We start from the raw sequence: 25431 nt of genomic DNA, 5'->3' as shown, positions 1-25431 counted from the left end.
GAAGGGGGATATTTTCTTATTTTATTTAAAATATCTTAAACAAATCATTGGGATTCAGAATCCCGGAGTTGTTTGCTTAAGTAATGGATTAGCATTCAAAGCTCTTGCCGGAATAGGATATACGGTATTATCTCGATTATCTTTAGGTTTATCCCACCATTCTTCACCAAAACGATTCCAACGTATCAAATCGGTACGACGATGCCTTTCTCCTAAAAACTCCCTTCCCAATTCATCTACAAATTCATCTTCAGTTAATTTCGACAAATTTAGCTCATAACTGTGCGCTGCCCATTTATCTGAAGGAAAATTACGTTTGCGCACAGCGTCTAACATTTTTGCTGCTCCAGCAACGTCACTTTCTCGAAATAGACATTCAGCCACAATATAGTACATTTCTGAAAGACGGATTTCAGCAACATAATTGTTCATAAACAATCCTTTGCTTTCAGGCAACCATGGAAACTTAATAAAACGCACACCTGAATTTTCTTCACCTGTTTCCACATGAGATCCTTTTGCGAGGCCTTCAGCCCCTTCAGAAAATCTACCTACTTGATCCACATAATGCAATGGTTGATTGTTCCATTCTTCTGTCCCCAATATTTTTTCTTCAGTGAAACCATATCCTTTACTATAATCAAAAGCATATTGCTGACCGATCAAGAAGAAACCTTCATATCCAGTTAATGTAGTTCTGAAAGGCTGTTTTCTGAAATCATCATCACTAAACTTTTCATAGGGACCACCTAATTTATAGGTGTAAAGATTCCCAGATAAATCTCTCGAAGGAGAGAGATGAATACCATTCCATCCACCTCGTGGATTATCCAAAGAATATTTTGCTTGATAATGCATAAAAGCATCATACATCCATCCGAATTCATAAATATTTCTAGCATGAGGGAAAACCCAGATATTCTCAGGAGAACGTCTTTCTGTCAAACCGTCACAAAAAGGGCCTCTATAATCTGGATCTAAAGAAAAATTGCCATATACTCCGTCAATTATATCTTGAGCAATTTTTTTTGCGTCGGCATATCTATCATTTTCTGTCCATACTTCTGCGTTCAAATAAAGACGAGCCAATAAAGCTGCAGCTGCAGCCTGATTAAATCGGCCGGTTTTTGCGATTAGAGGTAACCCGGGTAAACTTTCTTTTAATTCACTTTCAATAAATTCAAATACCTGCTGAGGCGTGGATTGACCCAGTATTGTTGAATTATCCGTCGAAATAGGAATATTTCTGAAAAAATCAATTAAAAATAAATAATACCATGCTCTCAACGTACGCAGTTGTCCAATATGATCAGCTTTATCTTCCTCTGTCAATCCAAAAGAAGGATAGTCTAATTTTTGAAAATCGGCAATAAAAGTATTACACTGCACAATACCTTGGTAAGGGCCTACCCAACCACCATTAATTGAACCTTCTTCGGGTGTCCATTCGTGACGATGCAATCTTATCCAATTCCCACCATCATAACCATGCCGTCCTTTTTGAGTCCAGACAAATTGGTCTGATGATAATTCCTGTAAAATCCATCTATCACCATCCCATCCACACCAATGACCATGTTCAAAAGGTCGAATTAAGGCAGCAATAATTGAATTTTTATCCTGATAATAATTGTCTGATGTAATATCGGAGTATGGTTCCTCTGTTAAATCTGTACATCCAGCCACGAAGACAATTAAACCTAAAAATAGGATAATTTTATAAATATATTTAGTCATAATATTTCCTTTTATTTAATTAATAAGTAATTTGAACACCAAAAGAAAAATTAGTAGTCGTGGGATATAAATCCAAACTTCCAATGCCTGGTTCCAATCCAACAATTTGAGTATTAGCAGGATCTAAACCATGATATTTAGTTATCGTAAATACATTCCGGGCAGTAGCATAAATACGGAAATTTGATATTAATTTGGTATTTAATTTAGGCGTAAATCCCACAGTAACATTATCCAATTTTAAATAATCACCATTTTCCAGAAAATAATCCACAATGTGTTTCGGACCTTTAATGTGAGCATTGCGGGTAAAGGCATCTTTCAATAAATTTATTTTAGGTTGTGCCTGAAGCCCATAATACATTTGATATAAATTCAAAATCTGATAATCAAATTTTCCTTTAAAAAAGAGGGAAAGATCAAAGTTCTTATATCTCAATGTATTTCCCCATGACATCTCCCATCGAGGCATCCCATGGCCTATATAAGTTAAATCTTCATCATTGCTTTGATCTGCTCGTTTTTTTGTACCGCCTACCTTACCATTTTCCCATATCATAATGAAACCATTTTCATCGACACCAGCATATCTTCCACCTCGAAAACTTCCAATTTCGACACCTTCTTCCAGTCGTTGAGCAGGGCCTGGATTCCCAGGAGAAGGAAGGTATGCTCTATCTATATATCCTTTTTTATATTGCTCATTTGAAAATTTTTCTAATATAGATTTAGAATAAGAGGCCACTAAAGTGGTATTGTATTCAAAGTTTTCGGTTTTTACCGGCATCCATTCCAGATTAAGCTCTACTCCTCTAGTGCTAGTTGACCCCACGTTGGTAAATATTTGCTCATGAATATTGGGAGGAACTGGAGCATCATACCATGAAATAACATCAGAACCTTTTTTTATAAAATAATCCAAACTTCCTGTCAAGCTATGATTTAGCAATGTATAATCCAACCCAAAATTCCATGAAATTTGTTTTTCCCAATGTAAGTCATAATTTGGATTATTTGCAGGTCCATAAACTTGTATCCATTGACCATTATCATCTAAATATCTACCAAAACCGGTATATCGTGCAAGAGCACTATATCTAGGAAATCCCGATCGACCAGTTACACCATAAGATATACGTAATTTTAAATCATCAATAAAGTTAATTTCATTTAGTGAAGGAAGTTGACTTATTCTCCATGCCGCTGAGGCTGCCGGGAAATAACCCCATTTATGATCTGCACCAAATTTTGTATTCCCTTCATATCGTAAAGAAGCTGTTAATAAGTAAGTATCATCATAATCATAATTTAAACGTCCAAAAAAAGCAATATTTTTTTCTTTACTTTTCCAAGAATCCATTCCTAAGCGCCCTTTTTCCATGTTCCATTTACCTGCATCCAGATTATTATATTTAAATGCATCGGAAGGAAAATCCATATTTTCAGCCCAAAAACCTTCATTATTAAATTCTTGATACGAATATCCTCCCATAGCTTTAATATCATGTAAATTAATATTTGTATAATAATTTCCTACCCATTCTAAAGTTAGATCCTCCCAATTTTCAGATTGTAATCTGGCTCTTCCTTTTCGCATATTGTCAAGAGATTCTCTATGGTTCGAATTATAATATTCAGATTTCTTCATCACATGTCCTTGACGAGCTAATTTTAATTCGGTATTTAAATTTGGTAAAATATTTAATTTGATATTGAAATCCATAATGTGATATTCTTGCCTTGCACCATTTTCTCGATCCATTAAATCCCCTACCGGATTATAAGTATCATAGCCTTTAAAATAATAATACTTAGAAGGATCTGCCGGATCTCTTAAAGGAATTGTCGGATTCAACTGTACGGCTTGTTTAAAGGCTCCATAATTAGTATATGCTTCATTTGCTAGTCGATAAGATAAATTACCCGATAATTCAAGAATTCCTTCTAAGGTTATTTGCTTAAAATTAGCGCGAACGCCATATTCATTCCTATCACTTGCAATATCTATAGCTGATTTATCTTTATAATTGGCTGATATTCTAAAAATACTGTTCTCGCTCCCCCCTCCTAAAGCTAAATAATGATTTTGTCCGAAATTGTTTTTACGAATCAATTCATCATACCATAAAGTACGCGCGCCAAAATCTGTGTCTCTCTGTAATTCGACAAATTCTTCGGGAGTAAGTATATTTGGTTTTTGTGCTATAATATCATGCTCCAAATAACCATCATAAGTTACGGATACTTTTCCTGCACGCCCTGATTTTGTTTGAACAATGATCACTCCATTTGCTGCTCGTGAACCATAGATAGCTGCAGCAGAACCATCTTTTAGAACAGTAATAGATTCAATATCTTGATTAGAAAGATTGCGAAGATCCCCTCCTGGCATTCCATCTATTACGACTAATGGAGCATTACCTGCCTCAAGAGAAGAAACGCCTCTAACCTGAAGATTATCCATAGGGTTTCTATTGGGATCCGATGCTGCATAATTTGATATAGTTACTCCCGCTATTTTACCATCGATCATTTGCATAGGATTGTTAACAGCTCCTGACAAAAAATCTTTACTAGTGACTTTAGATACAGCAGATGTTAGATCTCGCCTTTCAACACCACCATATCCTACCACTACGACTTCTTCCAAAGCTTTGATATCTTCTTGCAAAACAATATTAAAATTGGTTTTGCCGCCAGTATTGATTTGTTGATCGATATAACCGATATAAGAAACACGAATAACAGCATTGTCAGCTACCTCCAACGAGAAATTGCCATCCACATCTGTTACTGTTCCATTTGTAGTACCAACTTCAACAATATTGGCACCAATAATGGGTACACCATTGGCATCGACAACCTTGCCGGTAATCGTTTTCTTTTGCTGCTGCCCAACTAATGATTCATTCTTGTTTAAAGATCCTTCTTTTGCATTCACAAAAAGAATGATGTGGTTTCCTTCCATGGAATAACGGATATCGGTATCTTTCAAGATAGCGTCCAATACATCTGCCACCCTCTCGCTTTTTGCTTTTACCGATACTTTTTTATTTGCATTGACTTCGTCGTTATAAATAAACAGGTAATCGGTTTGTGCTTCAATTTCGTTTAGCACTTCTTTAAGTGATGCATCGCGTTTATTCAGGGTTACTTTGGCATTTTGGGTGTAAACCGATTCTGCCATGGAACAAAAAACGCAGGTAAACAATAAAATAATGCTGATTCGCATAATTTTTAAAAATTGATTTATAGGTAATTTTTTGGTTAAACAATTACCTGTCGAATTGTTTTTATTCATACATTTGTAATGTTTTTAGTTAATACAGTTAATGAATTTAATTGTGTTGATGTAAAATTAGCCGATAAGTGTTGCCGCACTTATCGGTTTTTTTATTCTTGTACAATATGTCAGTTCATAGGCAAATGTGTTTTAAATTGTTATTTAATATAAATGATTCCTGTTTCATCGTCTTTTTCATAGCTGAAACGAATGCTTTTCTGTAATACACGCAATGCATAATCGATACCGTCTGACTGTCGAAATTTCCCCGTATAGGTATGCTTCGGCAACGACGGAGCTTCGATCATGATCTGCACGTCAAAATACGCAGACAAGGTTTCCAAAATATCCGCCAATGATTTGTTGTCGAAAGCGATGAGTCCTTTTCTCCAAAGAAATTGATCGTAATCGGTAATTTGCGATACCACCCATTGTCCGTTTTCAAAAACACTTCGCTGATTAGGTTTCAATGAAACTTTTTTTCGATGATTGTCATATATATCGACGCTACCTTCAAATAAAGAGGTTTCAAATATGTGATGCTCTGAACGAGCTTTCACATTGAACGAAGTCCCCGTTACGTTGATATCTCCTTCATTCGTCTTTACGATAAAAGGTTTTTCCTTATTTTTACTTACCTCAAAATAGGCTTCACCTTCCAAATACACCGTTCTTTCTTTTTTGGCAAAAGCAGTCGGATATCTAAATATACTATTTGCATTCAACCACACATTGGTATTGTCGGCAAGAATCAGATTGATACGCTGCCCTGCAGGAACTTGAAGTGTATGATATTGCCCGAGAAGTTTCCTCTCCTCTTGAAGATGTACCCAATACAACCCGCTAACCAAAAGCAATAAAAATACTGCGGCGGCCGTACTGACCATCCATAGGGATATCCTAACCTCTTTTTTGTTTTCTTGAAAAGATTGAGGAGACACAAGAAGAAGCGCATCATAGATTTTCCTTTCACGCATAAACAAAGTCCGATTATGCTCCGATTCTTCAACCCATTGCCTGACCTGCTGCTCTTCCTCTAGGGTAGCAGTTCCTTCAAAAAAACGATATAGTAACTCTTTGTTCATGCGTAAAATTTCATCGCTTGTATATAGATAACAAACGAGGAAGGGATATCCCTAACAGAAAAACAAACTTTTTAATCAAAATAATAAAAATAAAATGGCGGAAAGAAAAATAAAATCCCTCAAAGAAAGACGTAAACAACTGAGAGCTTTAGAAATATGATATTCAACCGTCTTTGGACTAAGGTTCATCTTTTTGGCAATGTCTTTATAAGAAAAACCATGATACCGATTCAAAATAAAAATCCGACGTGTTTTTAAGGGTAATTTATCCAAGGTTTTACGAACAATATCGCGCATTTCGTCTGAAAACAAGTACTCCGGATCGGAAGCTTCTAAGGTAGCCAAACGGGTATTCAACACCCATTCGGCATGCTCGGTCATTTCCTTTTCTGCATTCAAACGAATCTGCTCATGATGTAAATGGTTGATGCACTTGTTTTTCACGATAGTCAAGATATAAGCCGGTGCGTTGGTATCCTGCAAAAGGGTTTCCCTGTTTTCCCAGTAAAGCGTGAATGCTTCCGACACAAAATCTTCCGCGACGGGCTGATCTTTCAGATATCCCATCGCAAAACGAACAAAGCGCGAATAATATTCGTTAAACAGGTTATTGAAGTTTCGTATATCCGAAGCAGAATCCATGCGCTACATATGAATTTTTACGAAGGCGAATGTAGTTGAAAATCCGGAACAAATATAGTTTATTAAGTTAAATAAATAAAACCCCAAAACAAACCATTCTCTACAAAATGATTTTCAATCGGCCGGATCGAGGTCATCTTTAAACGGATAACCTTCGCAATAGCGGATAACCCGCTCATTCATGAATTTCAGAAAATTTTGGTATTGTTCTTTGTCAATCATAGTAGGATAACTGAGAATAAGCAATTATTTCGGCTTCGATTCCAACCGATAGGGCAAATGAACAAAACGATAGGGAGTAAGCGTAAATCCGGCCCGTTCATAAAACTGCAACCGCCTGACCGATAACTCGTCAACCAACGGATCGATTTCCAAAATCAGCGTATGATCGGAATCACACAAATAGCGCAACATTTTCGATCCATAACCCTGACCACGCAAATGGGGAGTAACAGCCAGATATTCCGTATAGCGATAGGAATCCCATTCCCAATAAAAGATAATTCCTATAAGCTGCCCCTCTTCCCATGCCGACAAAGGGAAGAAAAAAGGATCGGTACAAGCACGAATATGATCTTCCTCTTTTCGACGCTCAGAGAGAGGAAAACTTTCCTCGTACAATTTCCATACCTCGTTCCATCGTAAAGTATCGGTAGGTTCTATACGTAAAAACTCCATTGAAAATAACCTATTTTAATAAACGAAACAAAAGTACAAAAAAAAGCGCTTAACGAAAACATATTCGTTAAACGCTCGCTTTAAAAAAATATGAATAAATATTATCCTACATGCTCGGCCACATTCATCGTAATGCGTTGCGTTGCGTTGTCGAAATCGACAACGATCGTTTCGCCTTCTTGAAGACCTGTACGAATGATCATTTCGGCCATCTCGTCTTCAATATATTTCTGAATAGCACGTTTCAACGGACGAGCACCAAATTGCACATCATAACCTTTATCGGAGATAAATTCCTTAGCAGAATCGGTAACGATAACATTATAGCCGAGTTCTTTAACCCGTTTATATAAACCGTTCAATTCAAGGTCGATAATCTTGTACAAAGAGTCTCTGCTCAATTGATCAAACATGACGATATCGTCCACACGATTCAGAAATTCGGGTGCAAACGCTTTATTCAAAGCCTTCTGAATGATGCTTCGCGAATATTCGGAATCAGGAACATCCCCTGCTCCGGCTCTAAATCCGATTCCCCGTCCAAAATCTTTCAACTGGCGGGTACCAATATTCGAAGTCATGATGATGATTGTATTCTTAAAATCGATCTTACGCCCGAGGCTGTCGGTTACATGTCCTTCGTCAAGGATTTGCAACAGGATATTAAATACATCAGGATGAGCTTTTTCAATCTCATCGAGCAGTACTACCGAATAGGGGCGACGACGAACTTTTTCGGTCAACTGACCACCTTCTTCATAACCCACATATCCCGGAGGTGCACCGACAAGCCGCGATACATTGAATTTTTCCATGTATTCGCTCATATCGACACGAATCAGGTTCTCCTGTGAATCAAACAGGTATTCGGCCAGTTTCTTGGCCAAATGCGTTTTCCCTACCCCCGTCGGACCAAGGAACATGAAGCTCCCGATAGGTTTGTTGGGGTCTTTCAATCCCACTCTGTTACGCTGGATGGCTTTAACCACTTTTTCTACAGCTTCATCTTGACCGATTACTTGCTTTTTCAGCACATCTTTCATTTCTACCAACCGTTCACCTTCGGCTTGAGCAATACGTTGAACCGGTACGCCGGATATCATGGCAACCACTTCGGCAACCTTCTCCTCATCCACAATCTCGGGTTTTTCCTTGATCTCTTTCTGCCAGCGTTCTTCCTCAGCTTCCAAAGCCAGCAATAATTGACGCTGTTTATCGCGGTAACTGGCAGCCAATTCATATTTCTGTGCCTTAACGGCTTCGGTTTTCTGTCGTTCCACTTCCTTAAGTTCGTCTTCCAATTGTTCGATAACCTTAGGAATTACAATATTGGAGATATGAACTCTTGCTCCGGCCTCATCCAAAGCATCGATAGCCTTGTCGGGGAAAGTTCGATCGCTAATGTACCGATCAGTCAGTTTTACACAGGCTTCCAGCGCCTTATCGGTATAACGAACATTATGATGCTCTTCATAACGTTCTTTAATGTTCCTCAGAATCTGCAACGTTTCTTCCGGAGTAGTCGGATCCACAATCACCTTTTGGAAACGACGTTCCAATGCACCGTCTTTTTCAATGTTTTTACGATACTCGTCCAGCGTAGTTGCACCAATACATTGAATTTCTCCTCGCGCCAATGCAGGTTTCAACATATTGGCAGCATCCAGCGAACCTGTTGCTCCTCCGGCACCAACAATGGTATGTATTTCATCAATAAAGAGAATGATGTTCGGATTTTTCGAAAGCTCATTCAAAATGGCTTTGATACGTTCCTCAAACTGACCACGATACTTCGTTCCGGCAACGATGGATGCCATATCGAGTGAGATAATCCGTTTATCGAACAATGCGCGCGAAACTTTCTTTTGTACTATACGCAATGCCAAACCATCCACGATAGCGGATTTACCCACACCGGGATCTCCGATCAGCACAGGATTATTTTTCTTACGCCGACTCAAAATCTGCGCAATACGCTCAATCTCTTTCTCGCGCCCGACAACAGGATCAAGTCGATTCTCCATTGCCGCACGCGTTATGTCTGTTCCAAAATTGTCCAAAACCGGGGTATCCGAAGCCGATTTAGCTTGCGAACCACCTTGCCCCGAACTAAACGATCTATCCTGCATATCGTCATCATCGTCATCGGTAAAATTAGGCCCCATTGAAGGAAAATTCAATCTATCGCCTTCTTTTTGAGTATCGTAAATGCTCTTTATGTAGGAAAATGCACTCGAATAATCCAGTTGAAATTGCGTCAGAATATCGTTTATAATGGTATTCCTGTCTTTAAGCAATGCAAGCAAGATATGTTCCGAATCGGTTTCGTCACTTCTCATGAGACGTGCCTCCAGAATACTCATTTTGAGCACCTTTTCGGTATTCTTATTAATCACCACTTCTCCACCACTTCCATCGTAAGGCTCTTGAACATGGCGAATCTGCGTATCGATGCTTTCTTTTAAAGCTCTAAGATCGATATCGAAGTCCTGCAGCACTTGAACAGCCAACCCCGCACCATCGCGAAGAATACCAAGCATCAAATGTTCAGGACCTATATAATTGTTTTGGAGTCTTCCGGCTTCTTCACGGCTGTACGCCATGATATCCCTAACTCGTTGTGAAAAATTGTTATCCATATATTTTTATTCCTCCTTGTAGCATACGACTACAAATATATAATTTTTTATTTATCATTGTACTTAATGTACTCTATATTGTACAAAAACAATGCCAAAAAATTTCAAACAAACACATGGGTATCATCAATGTATCCCTGAAATTTTGAAATAAGGCGTAAAAGCATCATGGCAAAAAACAAAAATGCGTGCTGCACCAACGGTTTCATCCAACAGTCGCTTCTTCTCCTCCATTGCCAATGCGGCATGGTTATCGAAAGCAGAAAGCCAACCCAACGACATATGTGCCCGAGAAGGGATAACATCACCGGGAAAAATCAATTTCCCCGACTCTGCATCAGCAATCACAACGATCTGCCCGGGTGTATGTCCGTTAAACAGTCTCAGAAAAAAACCCGGCAAAAGCGCTACATCTTCATCAATCAACTTCAATTGCCCTGATTCGAAAACCGGATCAATGTTTTCGGCAAAAAAAGAATCTTTTTCATAAAGACACGGATGACGATAATTTTCCCATTGCTTTCGACTTAACCAGTAAGTTGCATTAGGAAAAGCAGGCACAATTTCATTTTCGGCATTCCTGATCGTACTGCCTCCACAATGATCAAAATGCAGATGAGTGAGAACAACATCTGTTATATCTTCCGAAACATAACCGAATCGATTAATTTCCAAGTGTAAATCAGCTAGCCGGTGAGGTTGATAAAACTTCAGGCGGTCGAGCTGTTTATTGCCGGCTCCTGTATCGACAATAATTTTTCTATTACCCGTCTCAACAAAAAGGCTTCTCATGACCATCTCACACATGTTGTTTTCATCGCAAGGATAACGCCGAGACCAGTATTTTTTCGGTATCGGTCCAAACATCGCGCCCCCGTCGGCAAGAAAATATCCCGTTTCTATAGTATGAAACTTGAGCATAAATTTGTAATTTTGCACAAAAATACGCTTTTTAGATCAATTTACAGGCAGTAAATGGCACAGTTGAAAAGACTGCCGAAGAGCAAAATTCTAAGTAGAGACAGAGTAACGATGTTCAATATACCCAATAAACAAGAAAATATTGCCGAATATTTGCTATACATGTGGCAAACAGAAGACATATTACGGGCTTATGAACTGGATATCGATCAAATTCAACAAAATCTCATTGAACCGGCTCATCTTTCAGAAGAAAAGAATAAAGAAGCGCATGAATGGTATGAAGGCCTAATTATGATGATGAAATCCGAAGGCGTTCAAAAGGAAGGTCATTTACAAATTAATAAAAATATAATCACTGACCTTACCGACCTTCATCTTCGGCTATTAAATGATCCAAAAGAAGCGGCATACATGGCAACTTACTACAAAACCTTGCCTTTCATCGTTGAATTGAGAGCGAAATCAAACCGTAAAGACATTCCTGAAACGGAAACATGTTTTACGGCTGTATATGGTTATTTATTGCTGAAGCTGCAGAAAAAGGAAATCTCTCACGAAACGCAAACAGCAATCGACCAGATTATTCGCTTTCTTCGTTTACTCTCGGAAAAATATAAAACAATCGATCAGGAAGAAGAATAAATTATCTTTTTTCTTGTAAACTCACACATATGGCAATTTATACAGGAACAACCAAACAGTTGGGCGGCACGGAAAACATTACCCGCAAACAGGAATTTTATTATGGGCTGATTCAAAAAAATGTGCTGGTAACCGGTGCAAACGGACAATTGGGCAACGAACTTCGTGAACTGAAAAAACGCACGAACAATGCATTTCATTTCATCTATACCGATGTTGATGAATTGAATATTACCTCATTACCCCAGGTTTCCGACTTCATCAAAAACAACGCGATAGAATACATCATCAATTGCGCTGCTTATACGGCGGTAGACAGAGCTGAGAACGAACCCGAAAAGGCTTTTCTCATCAACTACACGGGTACCGAAAATCTGGCAAAAGCGGCAAAAGAGTCGGGATGCCGCCTCATTCATATTTCTACCGATTATGTTTTCGATGGCAAAGCAACCACTCCCTACACCGAAGAGGCGAAACCGAACCCACTGTCGGTGTATGGTAAATCGAAACTGAAAGGAGAAGAAGCCGTTTTGGAAATCAAACCCGATTTCGTCATCATTCGTACATCATGGCTCTATTCCGAATACGGTACGAATTTTGTGAAAACCATGCTCAAACTGATGAACGAAAAAGAGGAAATCAACGTTGTTTCCGACCAACAAGGATCTCCTACCTATGCCGCCGATCTGGCGGAAATGATCATGGTGATACTGGAAAATTCCGAAGAAAACGAATGGAAAAATGGGATCTATCATTTTTCCAATCAAGGTGAAACAACATGGTATGGTTTTGCCGAAAAAATCAAGGAACTTGCGCATATCGATACATGCAAACTCCGTCCAATAAAAACGGAAGAGTATAAGGTGGCAGCCGAAAGGCCCCGATACAGTGTACTGGACAAATCGAAAATAGAATCAACATTTCATGTCGCCATCCCTCATTGGGAGGACGCATTAAAAAGATGCATGAAAAAATTATCCTACAACTAACCCACAATACAAAAAGAAAGAGACAAACAAGAGAGAGTCATTTATGACATTACAAAAAGAGATACAACGCAGACGAACATTCGCTATTATCAGTCACCCCGATGCGGGGAAAACCACATTAACAGAAAAATTGCTTCTTTTCGGAGGAGCTATCCACGTAGCAGGAGCCGTAAAATCGAACAAGATAAAAAAAACGGCAACATCGGACTGGATGGAAATCGAAAAACAACGAGGAATATCGGTAGCTACCTCAGTGATGGGGTTCGAATACGACAACTATAAAATCAATATCCTCGACACACCCGGTCACCAAGATTTTGCCGAAGATACTTTTCGCACACTGACCGCGGTCGACAGCGTAATCATCGTGATAGATGCAGCTAAAGGAGTCGAAATGCAGACACGAAAGCTTATGGAAGTATGTCGGATGCGCCATACGCCGGTCATGGTTTTTGTCAACAAAATGGATCGCGAAGGAAAAGACCCTTTCGATCTGTTGGACGAACTGGAAAGAGAACTACATATCAGCGTACGGCCGCTGAGTTGGCCTATCGACATGGGACAGCGCTTCAAGGGGGTGTATAATCTTTACAAAAACCGCCTCGACCTGTATAAACCCGGCAAGCAGACCATTACAGAATCGGTGACTATCGACATGGATTCACCCGAATTGGAAACGCATATCGAAAATCCCTTGGCGAAAAAATTACGCGACGATATTATGTTGATCACCGAAGTATATCCTTCATTTAATCGCGAAGAATATCTTGCAGGCAAACTTGCACCGGTGTTTTTCGGTTCGGCTTTGAACAATTTCGGTGTCAAAGAGTTGCTCGATTGTTTTGTGGACATAGCACCTTCGCCACGTCCGGTACAGGCCGAAGAGCGTATCGTCGATCCGTACGAAGAGCCTTTTACGGGATTCGTGTTTAAGATTCACGCCAATATGGACCCCAATCATCGTTCGTGCATAGCCTTTGTGAAAGTCTGTTCGGGTAAATTCGAACGAAACGTAAATTACAAACATGTCCGTTTCAACCGAATGATGAAATTTTCTTCACCCACAGCTTTCATGGCTCAGAAAAAAGAAGTGGTGGACGAAGCTTATGCGGGAGATATCGTCGGACTGCCGGACAACGGCAATTTCAAAATCGGCGACACGCTCACGGCAGGAGAAGACCTGCATTTTAAAGGGTTGCCCAGTTTTTCACCCGAGATGTTCAAATACATCGAAAATGCCGATCCCATGAAAGCAAAGCAATTGCATAAAGGAATCGAACAACTGATGGATGAAGGGGTAGCTCAATTGTTCACTCATCAATTTAACGGCAGAAAAATTATCGGTACAGTGGGACAACTGCAATTCGAAGTCATCCAATATCGCCTGTTACACGAATACGGAGCGCAATGCCGATGGGAACCGCTCAATCTTTATAAAGCATGCTGGATAGAAAGTGACGATGAAAAAGAATTGGAAGAATTTAAAAAACGAAAATTCCTTTACATGGCTTACGACAAAGAAGGAAGGGATGTTTTTCTTGCCGAATCGAATTACATCCTGACAATGGCACAACAGGATTTCAAAAACATCCGTTTTCACTTTAATTCTGAATTTTAACCAACGCCGAGGTTTTTAATGAGATCTTAGCCTCTTTACCAAACACAGGCTTAACCATGCCAATACACCAAAACGAACGGCATGGAGGTGAAATCCCAATGTATTATGTCCGCTTCATGCTTGCTCCTAAGCAGGAACAACAAGATCGGATGTGGTTGATTTGAGATAAAACATACCTGCGTATTTGCAGCAAAAAAAGTAAAATCTTGGAGCGGACTTGAAGCGAGGATGGTGCAGCCTTGGTACGGACTTGGTGCGGAGAAGGTGTTATCTGTTTTTTTGCACTTAGGTTGACTCTGATCCCGAATTTTCGAACAAAATTCTTGTGATTTAAAAAATAAAATTATACATTTGAAGTCCATTGGAAATGTAAGTTTTCATAAACAACCTTATGAAACTTGACAACTATAATAGATAAACAACCAATAACCAAAAATATCGGGATATGAAACGCAACATAAATTTAAAATCTGTTTTTATGATGATGGCAATTCTCACGGCCTTTACCGCAAAAGGCGGTTCGTATGAAACGGATACCTTCAAGACAAAAAACAATCACGAAGTGGTGATTACGTTCATTAAGCATGGTAGCCTTGTACTCACGTTCAACAATCGTTCTATTCAGGTTGATCCCGTTTCCATGTACGCCGACTATTCCACATTCCCAAAAGCCGACATTATCTTGATAACCCACGAACATGAAGATCATTTCGATCCTGAAGCCATTAAGACGTTGTCAAAAGACAATACACTGCTCATCATGAACGAAGCAAGTGCGAAAAAATGGGGAAATCCGAAAACTAAAACAATGAAAAACGGCGACAAAATAAAAGTATCGGATCAAATCTTGATAGAAGCTGTTCCTGCATACAACACAACACCCGGCAGGGAACAATTTCATCCGCGTCATCGTGACAACGGTTATGTCCTGACCATTGACGGTCTTAGGATTTATATTGCCGGCGACACGGAAGACATTCCCGAAATGAAGAACCTGAAAAATATCGATATCGCTTTCCTTCCGGTGAATCAACCTTACACCATGACCATTACACAAGCCGTAAACGCCGCCAACATGTTTTCACCGAAAATTCTTTATCCCTATCATTTTGGAAATACCGATGTAAAACAATTGAAAGAAGCATTGAAAAACAGCGGTATAGAAGTCCGATTAAGAAAAATGGAATAATATTGGCTATTCCGATATCCGATTAAGTATGAAAAGGAAAAAAGATTTTTTAAAATATCCGATTTAATAAAAACAGACTATGAAGATTAACAAACTATGTTGGCTGATGGCTATAGTAGCCATCGTCGGTTGCACAAACAAACAAAAGCAGGCGCCCGAAGAAGCGGCCACCCTTTCGGGACTAAAAAGAAGTAATTTTCAAACGGTTGTAAATGGCGACTCAACCGATTTGTATGTTCTAAAGAATGCAAACGGAGTTGAAGTGTGTGTGACGAATTACGGCGGACGAATTGTTTCCGTAATGGTACCCGACAAAGATGGGACTATGCAAGATGTAGTGTTAGGCTTTGACTCCATTCAAGATTACATCAATATTCCCAATAATTTCGGAGCAACTATTGGTCGGTATGGCAATCGCATCGCTCACGGAAAAATTACGGTAGCAGGCGTTGAATATCAGCTACCCCAAAACAATTACGGACATACGTTACACGGTGGCGACGAAGGTTTTCATACCAAAGTTTTTAAAGCAGCTCAACCCGACAGCCAAACGGTAGTGCTGTCTTATTTGTCACCCGATGGAGAAGCCGGTTTCCCCGGAAACCTTAACGTAAAAGTAACAATGAAACTTACCGACGACAATGCCATCGATATCGGTTACGAAGCCGAAACCGACAAGGAAACCGTGGTAAACCTTACCAATCATTCCTATTTCAACTTGAGCGGTAACCCTGTGAATACTATTTTGGATCATGTATTGACGATCAATGCCGACAGCTATACACCGATTGACAGTACCTTTATGACCACCGGCAAAATAGAAAAAGTAGAGGGAACCCCTATGGATTTCAGAACCCCCACACCTGTAGGCGAACGCATCGACAGCGATTTTGAACAGTTAAGATTCGGTAAAGGGTACGATCACAACTGGGTATTGAATACACAAGGCGATGTTTCTCAACTTGCCGCTGCCGTGTATTGCCCACAAACCAATATTCGACTGGAAGTATTTACCACCGAACCCGGAGTGCAAGTGTATACGGGCAATTTTCTCGATGGAACGATCAAAGGGAAAAAGGGCATTATTTATAACCATCGAACAGCCATCTGTCTCGAAACGCAAAAATACCCGGATTCACCCAACAAACCCAAATGGCCTTCACCTTATCTGAAACCGGGAGAAAAATATACGAGTCGGTGTGTATACAAGTTTTCAATACAAAATTAAATGTGAATTAATGAGTCCCTCCGGCAACTCCATTCAAAGCGATTTTTACAAAAATCAGTTGAATAGAGGTTCGTTGTAATTAAAAAATAATGAAAACGACTTTTAGGAGGGGCTCATTAATTACTTGATAACCATGACTTCATTAACAAAAGGCAACATACGGGAAAAAGAAAAAATAAAAAGGCTATACGGGATAGCATTAGGTTTATTGATAATCGTTCATATCACTTCCTGTAGCTCAAAGCACAAAGAAGGTCATCCCGATTCAGTGGAACAAATAGAAACATTTCACATGCACGAATATGGGATATGTATCGATTCGTTAAATGTCAACCGGTATAAAATAAAAAAAGGCGACTGCCTTGCTTCTATATTAACGGGACTAGGATTCACAAGTACAACATCCGATAAAATAAGTCAAACTGTTTCGCCCTATTATTCTCCATCAAAACTACAAATCGGGAATACCTATGCAGCCATCACAACGCAAGATTCCACTTCAAACATTGAGTATCTTGTTTTTGAAAAATCAAAAACTGAATATGTAGTTGTAGATCTCTCATCAGAAAACATTAAAGCATATGAAGGGGAAAAACCCATCACTTTGCAACGTAAATATATCGAGGGAACAATCACCTCTTCGTTATGGAACGCGATCATCGATGCCGGAGTTCACCCGCTGCTTGCGCTTAAGTTGTCCGATCTCTATGCTTGGCAAATCGATTTTTTTGACATAAAAAAGGGAGATTCGTTTCGTTTGATGTATGATGAAGCCTACATCGATGATACTACCTTCGTGGATATCGCTTCGATAGAAGGTGCGGTTTTTACGCATCAGGGCAAAGCATACTGCGCGATTCCCTTCAAACAGGATTCAGTGAGAGAATATTTTGACGAAGAAGGCAATAGCCTGAGAAAGGAATTTCTGAAATCGCCTCTCGACTTCTTTCGCATCACCTCCAGGTTTACCAATTCCCGTTATCACCCAATCCTGAAACGATACCGGGCGCATCATGGCGTAGATTATGCTGCACCTGTAGGTACGCCGGTAAAAACGATCGGCGATGGTGTAGTGATTGAGAAAGGATATCAACAAAACGGTGGAGGAAATTATCTAAAGGTAAAACACAATAGTATGTACACTACAACTTATATGCATCTGAGCCGGTTTGCCAAAGGAATCAACAAAGGAAGTTTTGTGAAACAAGGAGATATCATCGCTTACGTGGGATCGACCGGATTGTCTACCGGGCCTCATCTCGATTTCCGTGTGTACAAAAACAATCAACCGATCAATCCGCTCACTATGGAATCCCCGCCCTCTTTACCTGTAAAACCTGAGTTAAAGGACAGTTTTCTGGTGGTTAGAGACAAGGTTCTGCGACAATTGGATAGTTTTCAGCAATCTACGCGGCTATATGCTTCAATGCCCGATTCGTTAACTCAAGAAGATCTATAAATGTGATTTTCAATCGAAAAACGTTTGTCCACATTATAACCCTTTTATTGTTTTTCAATGATAAACAAAACACTTGTTTCAAAGCCGGGTTAAACTAACCGTAGACTTTATACCCATAGTACTGACAATATTCTCGAAGCCCGCATTCTTCACATTTTGGGTTTCGTGCGGTACATACATATCGTCCGTGAAGGATCAGCCAATGATGTGCTTTTGACAAGAATTCTTTCGGAATATATTTTACCAGCTCTTTTTCAACCTCCAATGGGGTTTTTGCGTTATCTGTCAATCCCAAACGATTCGAAACCCTGAACACATGCGTATCCACCGGCATCGCCGGAACATCGAAAGCCACGACAAGCATCACATTTGCCGTCTTTCGCCCTACTCCCGGTATTGTCAACAGTGAATCGATATCCGCCGGTACTTCCCCTCCGAAATCATTCACCAGTTTTTGTGCCATTTTTACCAAATTTTTTGCCTTGTTGTTTGGATAGGAACACGATTTGATGAATTCATATACTTCGTCCGGTGAAGCTGAGGCCAAAGCTTCAGGAGTAGGGTAAGCTTCAAATAAAGGAGGAGTGATCATATTCACACGTTTGTCGGTACACTGAGCCGATAACATCACCGCAATCAGCAACTGAAAAGGATTGGTGTAATGCAGTTCGGTAGTTGCCGACTGTGCGTTGGCTTCAAACCATTGCAACACGTTTTTATAGCGTTCTGCTTTTGTCATTATAATTCCAATTGATTCAAAACATGCACAGTGTGGCAGGCCACCAAACAGGCTGTTTCTGTCCGCAAACGGTTTTCTCCCAAACTAATCGGTTGAAAACCCTTCTCTATTGCTTTTTGTACTTCCTCTTCACTAAAATCACCCTCAGGACCTATTAATAATAAAGCGTCTTCCCCTTTTTTATATGTTTGGGTCAACCGTTTTTTTTCTGTCGGATAGCAATGGGCTATGAATTTTCTGCCCGAGAAAGGCATTGAAATAAACTCATGAAAAGGAATCGTTTCGTTTAAACAAGGAAGAACTGTCTGCCGAGATTGTTTCATAGCCGAAACCATGATTTTCCTTAGTCGTTCGGATTTAACTTCTTTTCGTTCGGAAAACCGACAAAGCAACGGAGTAATTTCATCTACACCGATTTCTGTTGCTTTCTCCACAAACCACTCATTACGTTCCATATTTTTGGTAGGGGCAAAAGCAATATGAAGGTTGAAATTCCAACTTTTATCTCGAAAGTTCTCTGTTTCGATGCTTACCATACAATGCTTTGGGTGAGCTTCTACAAGAATGCAATCATAAAGAAATCCTTTCCCATCCGTGATTGTTAATCTATCGCCTTCTTTCATGCGAAGCACTTTAATGCAATGGCGCGATTCCTCTTCAGAAAGTTGGGAATTCTCTCTGATATCGGGGTAATAAAAAAATGTATCGGACATATGACGATGGAATTACGATTTGTTTTCTCGCCGTTTAATTTCATCCCGAAGGCGTGAAGCCAATTCGTAATTTTCTTCCCTGACAGCTTCATCAAGTCGACTCTTTAAAGTATCTAACCGAAGATGAGAGAGGTCATCAGGAACTTTCTCCTCTTCATTTTCCGAAGATTGTTCACCGGAAAAGGCCGATACACCTTCTTCGAAAACAATCGCCATATTTTTCATAATCTCTTCGGTAGTATAAATCGGAGAATGGGTACGCATAGCAATAGCCACAGCATCGGATGTTCGCGAATCGATTCGATATTCCTGACCATATTGTCGCAATAACAACTCAGAATAAAAAGCACCGTTTTCAAACTTATAAATGAAAACCTCAGCCAATTCGATATTAAGATGTTTAAATATGGAATGAATAAGATCATGCGACAACGGCCGCGGAGGAGTGATATTCTCTATCACAAGAGCAATGGATTGTGCTTCAGGCGTACCAATTACAATAGGCAATCTCCTAACGCCGTTTTCTTCAGCAAGAATAAGTGCATAAGCACCTGCCTGCACCTGACTAAACGATATACCCAATACGGAAAGTTTAACTCGGTTTGCCACAACAAATTTCTTTTTTTATTTTAATGATAAAACTTCAAATATAGCACTTTTTGCTATAATAAGAATCAAAATCGAAAATAAAGAGAAAAAACGCTTGATTTTTCACTTGTTTGAAAAAAAAATTATTACCTTTGCACTCGCAAATAATGGTGGTTGTAGCTCAGTTGGTTAGAGCGACGGATTGTGGTTCCGTAAGTCGTGGGTTCGAATCCCATCTTCCACCCGTTGTGAGAACAGTTTTTTTCATTCTTTCATGATTTGTTTTAGGTAATCACGTATTTTTTTGATACGTGATTTTTTTTATTGTCTCCTTCTGAACTCCGAACAAACAATTGCAGTAGCAGCTGCTACATTTAGTGATTCCGATGTTGAACGTAAAGCCGGATAATTCGGAATAAATAACCGACGATTAACCCATTTTTCGACAGAAGGACGAATCCCGCTTCCTTCATTCCCCATCACAATAAAACCATTCACCGAAAATTTAGCCTCGTATATATTTTCACCATCGAGGAAAGTACCGTAAACAGGCAAATCCAACGTACTTTTAAAAAAAACGTCCAAATCGACATAATGTACTTTTACCCGTGAAAGAGCCCCCATTGTTGACTGAACGGTTTTCGGCAGGTAAATATCAACCGTATCGCGGGAACAAAAAACATGTTCAATGCCAAACCAATCGGCTATCCGTACAATTGTTCCCAAATTCCCCGGATCTTGGATACCATCCAATACCAAATGGACATCATTTTTTAGATCACCGGCCGAAAAATTGCTTCCGGGTTGATAAAACACGCCGATAACGGACGATGACGTTTTCAGAAATGAAGCTCTTTTCAATTCTTCTTCCGAAGCAGTAACGATCTCGACATCTTTGAAATTCGAAAATTTGCTCAACACTTCAGGTAAAACTGCAATAAACTGACATCGGCATGATTGCAATAAATCGAAAACCAATTTTTCACCCTCAGCAACAAAAGTGCCATACTCCAAGCGATGTTTTTTATCTTTCAGCGATTGAATGTACTTTATTTTATTTTTACTCAATGCCATGAAATCATAAATTATAGGCAATAAAGATAACCATAATTTGATAGACTGCTTTATCATAAGTTAAGAAATTTGGAAAATCAAGAAAACAGCGCCATTTTAATGTTCTGTTCACGAAAAAAATATATCTTTGTGAAAGAGAAATAAAAAAACTATTGCCTGTAGTGCCGCCATTTTCATATAATTAAAAATTAAAATCAATAAAATAATCAATCTTATGAACGACAATTCATTAATGAACAAAGCGGCGGATAACATCCGCATTCTTTCTGCTTCAATGGTCGAAAAGGCTAAATCGGGACATCCGGGCGGAGCAATGGGTGGTGCAGATTTTATCAATGTATTATTCAGCGAATTTCTAGAATATGACCCCGAAAACCCAACCTGGGAATCTCGCGACCGTTTTTTCCTTGATCCCGGACATATGTCCCCGATGCTCTACTCCGTACTATGCCTCAGCGGAAAATTTTCATTAGATGAATTAAAACAATTTCGTCAATGGGGTAGCCCCTGCCCCGGACATCCGGAAATTGACGTGGAAAGAGGAATCGAAAATACATCAGGGCCTCTCGGACAAGGACACGCTTTTGCTGTCGGTGCCGCTATTGCCGCCAAATTCTTAAAAGCCCGTTTAGGTGATATCATGAATCAAACCATCTACGCATATATTTCGGACGGAGGCATACAGGAAGAAATTTCTCAAGGCATTGGACGAATTGCCGGACATCTGGGATTAGACAATTTCATCATGTTCTACGATTCGAATGATATTCAGCTTTCTACAAAAACATCCGTAGTTACCAGCGAAAACGTGGCACAAAAATACGAAGCATGGAACTGGAAAGTAATCACCATCAATGGGAACGATGTGAACGAAATCCGTAACGCACTGAAAGAAGCCAAGGCGGAAAAGGAACGACCTACACTCATAATCGGCAAAACGATTATGGGGAAAGGTGCCGTCGCTCCGGATGGGTCATCATTTGAAAATCAGGTTTCCACTCACGGACAACCCTTAAGCGCAGCAGGAGCAGATTTTGAAAAAACGATAAAAAATCTTGGCGGCGATCCTGATGATCCTTTTAAGATTTTTCCCGAAGTTGCCGAATTATATCGAAAAAGGAGAGAAGAATTAAAAGAAATTGTCGCTACAAAAAAAGCACGATACAACGAATGGGCAGAGGCAAATCCTGAATTGGCTGCCAAAAAGGAAAAATGGTTTTCTCGTGAACTGCCCGATATCGATTGGAGTGCCATTCAACAAAAATCAAATATTGCCACTCGTGCAGCTTCGGCAATGGTGTTAGAGATCCTTGCACAAAAAGTGGAAAATATGGTAGTAGCTTCAGCCGATCTTTCAAATTCCGATAAAACCGACGGATTTTTAAAACATACCCGTCCTTTTGCCAAAGGGGACTTTTCAGGAGCATTTCTACAAGTGGGTGTAGCAGAATTTACGATGGCTTGCCTGTGCATCGGGATGAGTTTACATGGAGGAGTAATTCCCGCTTGCGGAACATTTTTTGTCTTCTCCGATTACATGAAACCGGCCATTCGCATTGCAGCATTAATGGAAAAACCGGCCATTTTCATCTGGACTCACGATGCATTTCGCGTAGGAGAAGACGGGCCGACCCATCAACCGGTTGAGCAAGAAGCCCAAATACGTTTGATGGAAAAATTGCAAAATCATAGCGGACATAATTCCATGCTCGTTCTTCGTCCGGCCGATGCAAATGAAACCACGGTGGCATGGAAAATGGCGATGGAAAATGCTAAAACGCCTACTGCTTTAATTTTGTCTCGGCAAAATATCAAAGATCTTCCTGCAAAGACTTCGCGCTATCAGGAAGCCCTACAAGCCGAAAAAGGCGCTTATATTGTTGAAGATGATCCCGATTACGACATAATATTACTTGCCTCCGGTTCCGAAGTTTCAACCTTGGTCGAAGGGGCTGAATTGCTGTACAAAGAAGGTATAAAGGTACGCATCGTGTCTGTTCCTTCCGAAGGATTGTTCAGAACCCAAAGCGTCGAATATCAGGAATCTGTTTTACCAAAAGGGAAAAGGAAATTCGGATTAACCGCAGGTCTACCCGTAACGCTTGAAGGACTTGTTGGTGCTGACGGAACCGTATGGGGTATGAATTCATTCGGATTCTCGGCTCCGTATAAAGTACTTGACGAAAAGCTGGGTTATACTGCAGAAAACGTCTGTAACCAGGTGAAAAAATTATTAAACAAATAAAAAACCTGAGGGAATAAAAACAACAAAAATATGTCTTCAATCGATAAAACCGAAAAAACCATCGGCATAGCTTCAGATCATGCCGGTTTTGCTGCTAAGCAGTATGTGATAAAATTTCTCAAGGAAAGGGGTATTCCTTACAAGGATTTCGGCACATACTCCGCCGAAAGCGCAGACTATGCCGATTATGGGCATCCTTTGGCAAAAGCCGTGGAAAACGGTGAATGTTATCCCGGCATTGCCATTTGCGGAACAGGAAACGGAATCAATATGACGGTAAACAAACATCAGGGCATTCGCGGCGCATTATGCTGGAACAAGGAAATAACCTATTATGCTCGCGCCCATAATGATGCCAATATTCTTTCGCTTCCCGGTCGTTTTTTGTCGGAAAAAGAAATTTTCGAAATTATGGAAGTGTTTTTAAATACACCCTTTGATGAAGGCAGACACCGTCGCAGGATCGATAAAATTCCTTGCGACGAAAAATGTTGCTGAAAATTTTTCGCTATATAAAGTTTGTTGATGACACAAAACGCATCGAGCCAACAGATAATCTTGCAATTATCGCAATGAAGACAATACGTTCCCGTTTTTCTCATCTTTTCATGATCTCAATCATTTGTCTTATTGAGGGTTGTGAAGTGCAGGTTATGGATTTTGACAACACCCCAAGAGGCAATTTCGAGGCTCTTTGGACTATTATGGATCGACACTACTGCTTTTTTTCTCACAAAGATATCGATTGGGATTCGGTATACCACGCCTACAGTCCAAGAGTTACGAATACCATGAGTAGCGAATCGCTATTCAAACTGTTGGGAAAAATGCTGGAAGAGCTGAAAGACGGGCACGTCAATCTGATTGCCTCTCACGACATGTCGCGCTATTGGAAATGGCAAGAGGACTTTCCGGCCAATTTTGATCTTACCATTCAAGAAGAATATTTGGGAACAGACTATCTTATTGCAAGCGGCATGAAATATAAAATTTTGGAAGATAATATTGGTTATGTGTATTATGGCAGTTTCTCAAACGATGTTGGCAATTCGAGCCTTTCGCAAATTTTAAGCCGCATGGCCATTTGCAAAGGAGTGATTATTGATGTACGTGATAATGGAGGAGGAAGCCTTACAAACGTGGAACGAATCGCCAGTCGTTTTTTTAATGAAAAAACACTTATCGGATACATTTCTCACAAAATAGGACCGGGGCATGATGATTTTTCGCCCTTATACCCAAAATATATTGATAGCTATAAAGGAATCCGATATCAAAAACCTGTGGTTGTGCTAACCAACAGAGGATGTTACAGTGCCACCAACGAGTTCGTCAGCATCATGAAATACGCACCAAACGTTACTATAGTTGGAGACAAAACCGGAGGCGGAAGCGGGTTACCTTTTTCTTCGGAATTGCCTAACGGATGGTCGGTACGCTTCTCTGCTTGTCCCATGTTTAATGCAGAAAAAGAACACATCGAATCCGGTGTAGACCCCGACGTGAAAGTGATGATGCTTCCCGCTGATGCCGAGAAAAAAATCGATACCATTATCGAAAGAGCAAGAGCTATCATCGAAAATAAATCAAAAGAATAATACATATTTTTGTCAAACATATTATTAATTTAATATTTTAAAAGTTTCGCCACCTCGTTGATGTTTTTCTTATTATATTACTAAAGTTTTGCACTTCGCTTTAATGATTTGAAAGACAGAAAATAAAGAAGTGCTAAACTTTAGTTAAAAAGGATATCATTTTTAAAGAGAATTATGCAAATAAAGAAGAAATGAATAAGGCTTTGATGGCTTTTCTTGTCTATTATATGCTTTCATTGCTGTCCCATTAAAATCTACAATAGCTCTTTGAAATATTTGAAATTTAGTTAGTTGTATACAATTTTCGATTAAACGGATTTGAATTCTCATCTTTGTGATCCTAATATGGATTGCAAATGCA

The 25431-nt window shown here is 39.7% G+C and carries 21 protein-coding genes and 1 tRNA gene; 10 read left to right on the top strand and 12 right to left on the bottom strand.

Annotated elements, in window-relative coordinates; all coding sequences use genetic code 11:
* Window positions 1-54: 54 nt before the first annotated feature.
* The 7 genes from OLM34_RS06965 to OLM34_RS06935 all read right to left on the bottom strand — a co-directional run bounded on the left by OLM34_RS06965 (window position 55) and on the right by OLM34_RS06935 (window position 10985).
* Window positions 55-1737, bottom strand: coding sequence for a RagB/SusD family nutrient uptake outer membrane protein (locus OLM34_RS06965; protein ID WP_264406186.1), 1683 nt, complete (start codon window positions 1735-1737; stop codon window positions 55-57).
* A 19-nt stretch (window positions 1738-1756) separates the two neighbouring features.
* Window positions 1757-5038 carry a SusC/RagA family TonB-linked outer membrane protein gene (locus OLM34_RS06960; RefSeq protein WP_264406185.1) on the bottom strand — a complete coding sequence of 1094 codons (3282 nt, stop codon included), beginning with the start codon at window positions 5036-5038 and terminating at the stop codon, window positions 1757-1759.
* A gap of 140 nt (window positions 5039-5178) precedes the next feature.
* Window positions 5179-6105: a FecR family protein gene (locus OLM34_RS06955; protein ID WP_264406184.1), complete on the bottom strand. Its 927-nt coding sequence runs from the start codon at window positions 6103-6105 to the stop codon at window positions 5179-5181.
* 75 nt (window positions 6106-6180) lie between these two features.
* Window positions 6181-6747 carry an RNA polymerase sigma-70 factor gene (locus OLM34_RS06950; RefSeq protein ID WP_264406183.1) on the bottom strand — a complete coding sequence of 189 codons (567 nt, stop codon included), beginning with the start codon at window positions 6745-6747 and terminating at the stop codon, window positions 6181-6183.
* 246 nt (window positions 6748-6993) lie between these two features.
* A complete protein-coding gene (locus OLM34_RS06945; RefSeq protein WP_264406181.1) occupies window positions 6994-7425 on the bottom strand; it encodes a GNAT family N-acetyltransferase in 432 nt (143 codons plus the stop codon).
* 101 nt (window positions 7426-7526) lie between these two features.
* On the bottom strand, window positions 7527-10064 hold the full coding sequence (locus tag OLM34_RS06940) for an ATP-dependent Clp protease ATP-binding subunit (protein ID WP_264406180.1): 2538 nt from the start codon (window positions 10062-10064) through the stop codon (window positions 7527-7529).
* A 126-nt stretch (window positions 10065-10190) separates the two neighbouring features.
* A complete protein-coding gene (locus OLM34_RS06935; RefSeq protein ID WP_264406179.1) occupies window positions 10191-10985 on the bottom strand; it encodes an MBL fold metallo-hydrolase in 795 nt (264 codons plus the stop codon).
* Window positions 10986-11096: 111 nt separating this feature from the next.
* Between OLM34_RS06935 and OLM34_RS06930 the strand changes: the two genes are divergently transcribed.
* From OLM34_RS06930 to OLM34_RS06905, 6 genes are all read left to right on the top strand, one after another.
* Window positions 11097-11630, top strand: a complete 534-nt coding sequence (locus OLM34_RS06930) for a DUF4924 family protein (protein WP_264406277.1) — start codon at window positions 11097-11099, stop codon at window positions 11628-11630.
* Window positions 11631-11659: 29 nt separating this feature from the next.
* On the top strand, window positions 11660-12619 hold the full coding sequence (gene rfbD / locus OLM34_RS06925) for a dTDP-4-dehydrorhamnose reductase (RefSeq protein ID WP_264406178.1): 960 nt from the start codon (window positions 11660-11662) through the stop codon (window positions 12617-12619).
* A 43-nt stretch (window positions 12620-12662) separates the two neighbouring features.
* The gene (locus tag OLM34_RS06920; RefSeq protein WP_264406177.1) at window positions 12663-14237 is read left to right on the top strand and encodes a peptide chain release factor 3; all 1575 of its coding nucleotides are present in this window, start codon (window positions 12663-12665) and stop codon (window positions 14235-14237) included.
* A gap of 445 nt (window positions 14238-14682) precedes the next feature.
* Window positions 14683-15426: an MBL fold metallo-hydrolase gene (locus OLM34_RS06915; protein ID WP_264406176.1), complete on the top strand. Its 744-nt coding sequence runs from the start codon at window positions 14683-14685 to the stop codon at window positions 15424-15426.
* An 85-nt stretch (window positions 15427-15511) separates the two neighbouring features.
* A complete protein-coding gene (locus tag OLM34_RS06910; RefSeq protein WP_264406275.1) occupies window positions 15512-16654 on the top strand; it encodes an aldose epimerase family protein in 1143 nt (380 codons plus the stop codon).
* 133 nt (window positions 16655-16787) lie between these two features.
* A complete protein-coding gene (locus tag OLM34_RS06905; RefSeq protein WP_264406175.1) occupies window positions 16788-18113 on the top strand; it encodes a peptidoglycan DD-metalloendopeptidase family protein in 1326 nt (441 codons plus the stop codon).
* A 94-nt stretch (window positions 18114-18207) separates the two neighbouring features.
* Here OLM34_RS06905 and nth read toward each other — a convergent pair whose 3' ends face one another.
* Genes nth through OLM34_RS06890 form a run of 3 tightly spaced genes read right to left on the bottom strand, consistent with a single transcriptional unit; the run spans window position 18208 to window position 20174 of the window.
* Entirely contained in the window at window positions 18208-18852 is a 645-nt protein-coding gene (nth, locus tag OLM34_RS06900; RefSeq protein ID WP_264406173.1) for an endonuclease III, read from the bottom strand.
* Entirely contained in the window at window positions 18852-19565 is a 714-nt protein-coding gene (locus tag OLM34_RS06895) for a 16S rRNA (uracil(1498)-N(3))-methyltransferase (RefSeq protein ID WP_264406172.1), read from the bottom strand. Before OLM34_RS06895 ends, nth begins: the two co-directional genes overlap by 1 nt.
* 12 nt (window positions 19566-19577) lie before the next feature.
* The gene (locus tag OLM34_RS06890; RefSeq protein WP_264406171.1) at window positions 19578-20174 is read right to left on the bottom strand and encodes a bifunctional nuclease family protein; all 597 of its coding nucleotides are present in this window, start codon (window positions 20172-20174) and stop codon (window positions 19578-19580) included.
* A 148-nt stretch (window positions 20175-20322) separates the two neighbouring features.
* Here OLM34_RS06890 and OLM34_RS06885 point away from each other — a divergent pair.
* Window positions 20323-20398, top strand: a tRNA-His gene (locus tag OLM34_RS06885).
* A 76-nt stretch (window positions 20399-20474) separates the two neighbouring features.
* Here the strand turns inward: OLM34_RS06885 and OLM34_RS06880 are convergent.
* Entirely contained in the window at window positions 20475-21227 is a 753-nt protein-coding gene (locus tag OLM34_RS06880) for an RNA methyltransferase (protein WP_264406170.1), read from the bottom strand.
* Between the two features lie 214 nt (window positions 21228-21441).
* On the opposite strand from OLM34_RS06880, the gene OLM34_RS06875 reads away from it, so the two are divergent.
* From OLM34_RS06875 to OLM34_RS06865, 3 genes are all read left to right on the top strand, one after another.
* Entirely contained in the window at window positions 21442-23472 is a 2031-nt protein-coding gene (locus tag OLM34_RS06875; RefSeq protein ID WP_264406168.1) for a transketolase family protein, read from the top strand.
* Window positions 23473-23502: 30 nt separating this feature from the next.
* On the top strand, window positions 23503-23970 hold the full coding sequence (locus tag OLM34_RS06870; protein WP_264406166.1) for an RpiB/LacA/LacB family sugar-phosphate isomerase: 468 nt from the start codon (window positions 23503-23505) through the stop codon (window positions 23968-23970).
* A gap of 74 nt (window positions 23971-24044) precedes the next feature.
* Window positions 24045-25070 carry a S41 family peptidase gene (locus OLM34_RS06865; protein WP_264406164.1) on the top strand — a complete coding sequence of 342 codons (1026 nt, stop codon included), beginning with the start codon at window positions 24045-24047 and terminating at the stop codon, window positions 25068-25070.
* A 162-nt stretch (window positions 25071-25232) separates the two neighbouring features.
* On the opposite strand, the gene OLM34_RS06860 is transcribed toward OLM34_RS06865, so the two are convergent.
* Window positions 25233-25431 (bottom strand): hypothetical protein (locus OLM34_RS06860; RefSeq protein WP_264406163.1); only part of this gene is annotated, 199 nt, incomplete at its 5' end.

The sequence above is a fragment of the Anaerorudis cellulosivorans genome, from assembly GCF_025943985.1.
Lineage (GTDB): Bacteria > Bacteroidota > Bacteroidia > Bacteroidales > Dysgonomonadaceae > Anaerorudis > Anaerorudis cellulosivorans.
The sequence above is the reverse complement of the archived record's forward strand: the minus strand, read 5'-3'. Positions and strand labels throughout refer to the sequence as shown.

Coding starts and splice junctions, on each gene's coding strand:
- OLM34_RS06965 (WP_264406186.1), bottom strand. CDS start 1,737: ATGACTAAATATATTTATAAAATTATCCTATTTTTAGGTTTAATTGTC.
- OLM34_RS06960 (WP_264406185.1), bottom strand. CDS start 5,038: ATGAATAAAAACAATTCGACAGGTAATTGTTTAACCAAAAAATTACCT.
- OLM34_RS06930 (WP_264406277.1), top strand. CDS start 11,097: ATGTTCAATATACCCAATAAACAAGAAAATATTGCCGAATATTTGCTA.
- OLM34_RS06865 (WP_264406164.1), top strand. CDS start 24,045: ATGAAGACAATACGTTCCCGTTTTTCTCATCTTTTCATGATCTCAATC.
- OLM34_RS06940 (WP_264406180.1), bottom strand. CDS start 10,064: ATGGATAACAATTTTTCACAACGAGTTAGGGATATCATGGCGTACAGC.
- OLM34_RS06895 (WP_264406172.1), bottom strand. CDS start 19,565: ATGTCCGATACATTTTTTTATTACCCCGATATCAGAGAGAATTCCCAA.
- rfbD (WP_264406178.1), top strand. CDS start 11,660: ATGGCAATTTATACAGGAACAACCAAACAGTTGGGCGGCACGGAAAAC.
- OLM34_RS06880 (WP_264406170.1), bottom strand. CDS start 21,227: ATGGCATTGAGTAAAAATAAAATAAAGTACATTCAATCGCTGAAAGAT.
- OLM34_RS06955 (WP_264406184.1), bottom strand. CDS start 6,105: ATGAACAAAGAGTTACTATATCGTTTTTTTGAAGGAACTGCTACCCTA.
- OLM34_RS06870 (WP_264406166.1), top strand. CDS start 23,503: ATGTCTTCAATCGATAAAACCGAAAAAACCATCGGCATAGCTTCAGAT.
- OLM34_RS06935 (WP_264406179.1), bottom strand. CDS start 10,985: ATGCTCAAGTTTCATACTATAGAAACGGGATATTTTCTTGCCGACGGG.
- OLM34_RS06905 (WP_264406175.1), top strand. CDS start 16,788: ATGACTTCATTAACAAAAGGCAACATACGGGAAAAAGAAAAAATAAAA.
- OLM34_RS06875 (WP_264406168.1), top strand. CDS start 21,442: ATGAACGACAATTCATTAATGAACAAAGCGGCGGATAACATCCGCATT.
- OLM34_RS06950 (WP_264406183.1), bottom strand. CDS start 6,747: ATGGATTCTGCTTCGGATATACGAAACTTCAATAACCTGTTTAACGAA.
- OLM34_RS06915 (WP_264406176.1), top strand. CDS start 14,683: ATGAAACGCAACATAAATTTAAAATCTGTTTTTATGATGATGGCAATT.
- nth (WP_264406173.1), bottom strand. CDS start 18,852: ATGACAAAAGCAGAACGCTATAAAAACGTGTTGCAATGGTTTGAAGCC.
- OLM34_RS06920 (WP_264406177.1), top strand. CDS start 12,663: ATGACATTACAAAAAGAGATACAACGCAGACGAACATTCGCTATTATC.
- OLM34_RS06945 (WP_264406181.1), bottom strand. CDS start 7,425: ATGGAGTTTTTACGTATAGAACCTACCGATACTTTACGATGGAACGAG.